Below are 4,699 nucleotides of genomic sequence, written 5' to 3'. Positions count from 1 at the left end.
TAAGTGCACCTAGCAGCATCGCCATGAGCAGTAATCAAGACATCTACCTGAGTGCAGACGGGCAACTGAGCCAGCATGCAGGAGACAGCCTGAACTTTAGCACGCAAAAAAGTCTGATTGCACACGCCAGTGACAAGATCAGTTTATTTGCAGCCCAGCAAGGCGCCCGCCTGTATGCTGGAAAGGGTAAGATCGAGTTACAGGCACAAGGAGATGGGGCTGATTTAATTGCACGGAAGGATATTCAGATTATTTCGACGGAGGAGGCGGTGTATATCACCAGCCGGAAAGAAATAAATTTAACCGTAAATGGTTCGCAGCTTAAACTAAATGATTCGGGTGTTTTTTCAACTACTGGTGGAAAATTTGAGGTGAAGGCGGGGCAGCATATATTTGAGGGTGGGGAGAAAGTTACTGTTTCAAAAGCTGCAGAGAATAAGCCATGTTATTTGACATTTGAAATTGTAGATTTAGATGGCAATCCTGCCAAGAATATTGAGTATATTGCTTTTAGAGCAGATGGTACTCATCAAGAAGGCCGTACCGATGTATATGGTAAAACTCAAACATTTCAAACAGAAGGTTCAGAGCAAATTTCAATTCATATTTCTGATAAAAATGCATCAAAGTATAAGTTGATTACGAAAGGTTAAGGCGTCATGAATAAATATAACGTATTGGAATATAGTATTATTTTTTATGATCAGCGAAATAAAGAATTAGCAAATGTTAGATATAGTCTTGTATTTTTTCCTGTTTCAGGTGGAAAAGAAACATTTACTCATGTCACAAATGAGAAAGGACGAACAAAACCCATTCGATTGACCCAAAATGGAAAACTACATATTTTTGTAGAGGGGCATGAAACAATATTTAGTCCAAGGAAAATAATTAAACCTGTTTTGGCAGAAGATGATAGTGTGATTGAAATTAATGAGCCTAAGCTGGCTCAAAATTCAGCGTTTATTACCCAACAACAATATGAACTTCAGCAGAATAGTCTGCAAAATTTGAGGCAGCGTACATCAGTAACTAAAGATAAAACAGGAGGTTTTTTAAATTCCTCTAAAATAAAGCCTGCAATGATGTCAGATCTGAAGAAAAAACTAGAAGATAATCAGGCGATGTCTTATGAAACTTATAAGGAAAAAAATACCATTCTTACTAAGAAAACCAAGTACTTAAAGTTTAAAACTTATGTAATGTATCGATTCGTTGATAGTAAGGGAAATGGAATACCGATTATTCACTATCAAATATTAGGGCAAGGTCAAGATAGGCCTATTATAAATTTGAAACCAGCCAAAGTGAATGAAAAAGGCTATACACAACTTGCAGAAACACATTTGAAAACGCAAGTGAAATATCAACTAGGCAATATACAAAAAGAAAGTGACTGGTTTGAGCCGATTACATGTGTTGATAAACAAACTGTTCACTCTATTATTTTTCCAATGACAACAGGTGTAACTAATCCTAATCCTGAGAATAAATTAAGTTTAAAAGGCGTAGAAAAACCACCTATTGTGATTAGTCCTCATACGAATGAGGTACTTGTTTTACCACCAAGTGTGTATGCAGAGTTTGATCGACAGACAAAGATTTTATCTGATGCCGTGAAGAAAGTGCATCAATCAAATGCTGAGCTGACTCGAGCAATCCAAGATAGAAGATTAGATGAAATTAAAGAACTTGAAAGCAGATTGAATATTAATCAAGAAAAAGCCATTGAAAAGCTTAATGGAGAATTCAAGCAATCAAGTGAGTTAAAAGAAGTATGGGTGGTAGAAAGTACTGGGAAGAAAAATCAAAGTGCTCCAAGTTATAATTTGAGAAGACGTTATCTTAAAGTTACGCAATACGAAGAGCTTAAGCGCCTGCGTCGAAATGATCAAACAACAGCAGATATTATTGATCCGAATGCAACTCAATATACTCCTCAACGTCATGCACAGATTCAAAGTAGTTTTGAAAAGCTCAGTCAACAGTTATTGACTGCAAAAGGGAGTGTAGGGAGTGAAGAAAAAGCTGTTTACAATATGATTGGCGGTTTAGGTGGTGAAATTGCAGAAGAATATAAAAATAGCAGAGATATTTATGTGGGCACCGAAGCGCAATGGATGCGAATGGTAGCAGGATCGAGTGGTGAAGGTATGATTAGTGCCTCTTCTAAAGGCGTCACCATGAAGCTTGATGGAAACGCATCGACTAAATGGACATTATTTGAAGGTGTAAAAGAGTGGCGAAAGTTTTATCCATGTGAATCTGGGTGGAAAATTGAACTTGAAAACTATGATTTGGGTACGATTCGTTTCTTGATTGGTGCTGAACTGGCTGGATTCAGTGGAGCCAATTTAGGAATTTCAGGTAATTTATCTGTCGATATTACACATAATGGGACTGTACAGATGCTCAGTGCAGTGATTCGTGATCCACAACGTTCAATCTCACAAATGATGGATCCCCAAAGAAGACCTAAGTTTGAACCTGCACGCGGTAACATGCAAATGATTAGTGCAAATCAGGAAAATGCTAAAAATCAAGCTAATGCAGGAATTAATGCATTTGCTGGGGTGCAAGTGCAGGGAAAGCTCAAGGGAGGTATAGAATGGTTTAAGCCCAATAATGATAAAAGTGGTGAAGGTGAGTTCGTTACAATTGCTTCAGTTGCTGGTGGTGGTGGTGTTAGTTTGGGAGCGGGTGCTCAAGGTCAATTTCAAATTGGTTATGACCAGCGTTCTGGTTGCTTTAAGATTTTGGTTGCAGCACATTTATGTTGGGGTATTGGTGCTAAAGGTATAGCAGAATTTACAGTAGGTGCAGAACATGTTTTAAATTATTTAGGTTTTATTAAATTACAGTTATTACAAGCAAACTTCAGAACACTTATTTATATTCAGGCTCAAACCTTTTCATTGATGGCACAAGTGCTAGCTTATTGTATTGGTGATAATCATCCATTAACACAAAATATTAGGCAAATAGCTAATCAATTCACAATGTGGATTGATAGTTTAGACAGAGATCAAGAACGTTTAAAGATAGCTAATAATATTAATTCAGCCAAAGGTCGTGAGGAATTAATTTATGCGACACCGGAGACGAAAGGTATTCTTTTATATGCAGTAACACATTGGTCTAGTCGTACAGCTCCAATTTTTGATATTTATGTCTCCTTTAGTGAGCGTGAAGTACGGTTTTTTCCTGCACGTAAAACTGCGGTGATCAATATTTTAAAAACTTGTGTAACGACAGCAGAGTGGCAAAATACTATTCAGCATATTCATCCTAGAGCAAAAAAATTAAACTCGTCGCAATTTGGTAAAGTTGAAGGGGATTTAATTCGTTTTTTAAATTATGGCGATGACGGTAAATATGCAGAAGATATCATTCGTTGTATCAATAGCGGGATTAACTATGAAGGGGAAAATATTAATTCATGGCTCAAAGATTATTTAAAATATCGAAAGGGTGCAAAAGCCGTCACTGGAACATCTTGGAATTATATGTTGGTTAGAAATCAGGATGATAAACAATTTAAACATTTTGAGCTGCAACAAGGGATGCCAGTTGGTTTTGAAGAGCGATCGCTGATGGCGCAAAATTTAGAGATATTAGCGCCATTTGAGCAGGATGACTTAAATCCGAGTGTGTATCAGGCATAACCTGATACACAGTTAATGATTAGGGATTGGCTGCGCAACGAACTGAATTATTTAAGTTAAAATCAAAATAATACTTTTGATTCTTAGACTCTTTGACTAATTCAGGATCTGCCATCGGATCCATTGCATGTCTACTAATAGTTTTGCCAGTAAATGTTTGCAATGGTTGTCCATCTGCTGGTGCAGAACTTCGTACTACTTTTAAAGTTCCTATTTTAGGCCCTTGAGGATTTTTCTCTGGAGATTTGCTGTAGTATTCGGGATCATACCAGTCCAGCATCCACTCATAATTATCTGTAATCATATCGTATAGACCCAATGGTGTTGGTGGAAACTGACGTAATAGTGAAATATCTTTGTAAACTTTAAGTTTTTCTTGAGCTTGTTGTCTTTGGTCGAAACTCCAGACATTACGACCATTATCAATTTTTCCATTATCTGTCGGATATAGAATATATTGTCCGCGGTTACGGGCTGCATATTCCCATTGTGCTTCTGTTGGTAAATCCATCTTTAAATTAAGTTGCGTACCAAGCCATTGGCAATAATTACGTGCTTGTTGCCAGTTGATCCCTGCTGCAGAAGACGGAATGCGATATTTTTTCGTACGCTCATTAAAATCTCCTACATCTTTCTGTCCTGTCACTTCGGTATAAATATCGAAATCGGCATAGGTGGCTTTGGTGGCACTTAAATAAAAATCATCCAAAGTGACCTTGTGAAGAGGTTTGCTATCTCCATTACTGTCGTATGGGAGTTTATCAATACTATGTTCTGGACCAAAGTCACCCATCTTAAAACTTCCACCTTTCACAAAGATCAGATTTTTTTTTGTTTTCTCAAGCAATTGTTGTAATTGCTTTTTTTGTTCAGAAGAAAGGTCTTGTTTTGTTACTGGTGTAGAAGTTTTTTGAGTAGCATCTGATTTGGCACATGCACTAAGCGAAAGGCTTGAAATTAAAAGAATTACAAGATTTTGTTTCATCATCTTTTTTATAAGTCATAACGTTACGAATGTTGTATAAATTTTAAGT

At 36.9% G+C, this 4,699-nt stretch carries 3 protein-coding genes; 2 read left to right on the top strand and 1 reads right to left on the bottom strand.

Annotation, left to right across the window (positions count from 1 at the left end):
- Window positions 1-653, top strand: a 653-nt coding sequence (locus ADA42_RS00015; protein WP_152682167.1) for a DUF2345 domain-containing protein, incomplete at its 5' end; no start/stop codon positions are given.
- 6 nt (window positions 654-659) lie between these two features.
- The gene (locus tag ADA42_RS00010) at window positions 660-3,665 is read left to right on the top strand and encodes a hypothetical protein (RefSeq protein WP_048762984.1); all 3,006 of its coding nucleotides are present in this window, start codon (window positions 660-662) and stop codon (window positions 3,663-3,665) included.
- A 19-nt stretch (window positions 3,666-3,684) separates the two neighbouring features.
- On the opposite strand, the gene ADA42_RS00005 is transcribed toward ADA42_RS00010, so the two are convergent.
- Window positions 3,685-4,653 carry a formylglycine-generating enzyme family protein gene (locus ADA42_RS00005; RefSeq protein ID WP_048762982.1) on the bottom strand — a complete coding sequence of 323 codons (969 nt, stop codon included), beginning with the start codon at window positions 4,651-4,653 and terminating at the stop codon, window positions 3,685-3,687.
- Window positions 4,654-4,699 lie beyond the last annotated feature (46 nt).

Origin of the sequence: Acinetobacter sp. 243_ASPC, from assembly GCF_001054715.1 — a bacterium.
GTDB lineage: Bacteria > Pseudomonadota > Gammaproteobacteria > Pseudomonadales > Moraxellaceae > Acinetobacter > Acinetobacter soli.
This window is presented reverse-complemented; position numbering and strand designations above follow the sequence as displayed.

Bases quoted from the DNA above. Each gene is read 5' to 3' on its own strand.
- ADA42_RS00010 (WP_048762984.1), top strand. From the start codon at position 660: ATGAATAAATATAACGTATTGGAATATAGTATTATTTTTTATGATCAG.
- ADA42_RS00005 (WP_048762982.1), bottom strand. From the start codon at position 4,653: ATGATGAAACAAAATCTTGTAATTCTTTTAATTTCAAGCCTTTCGCTT.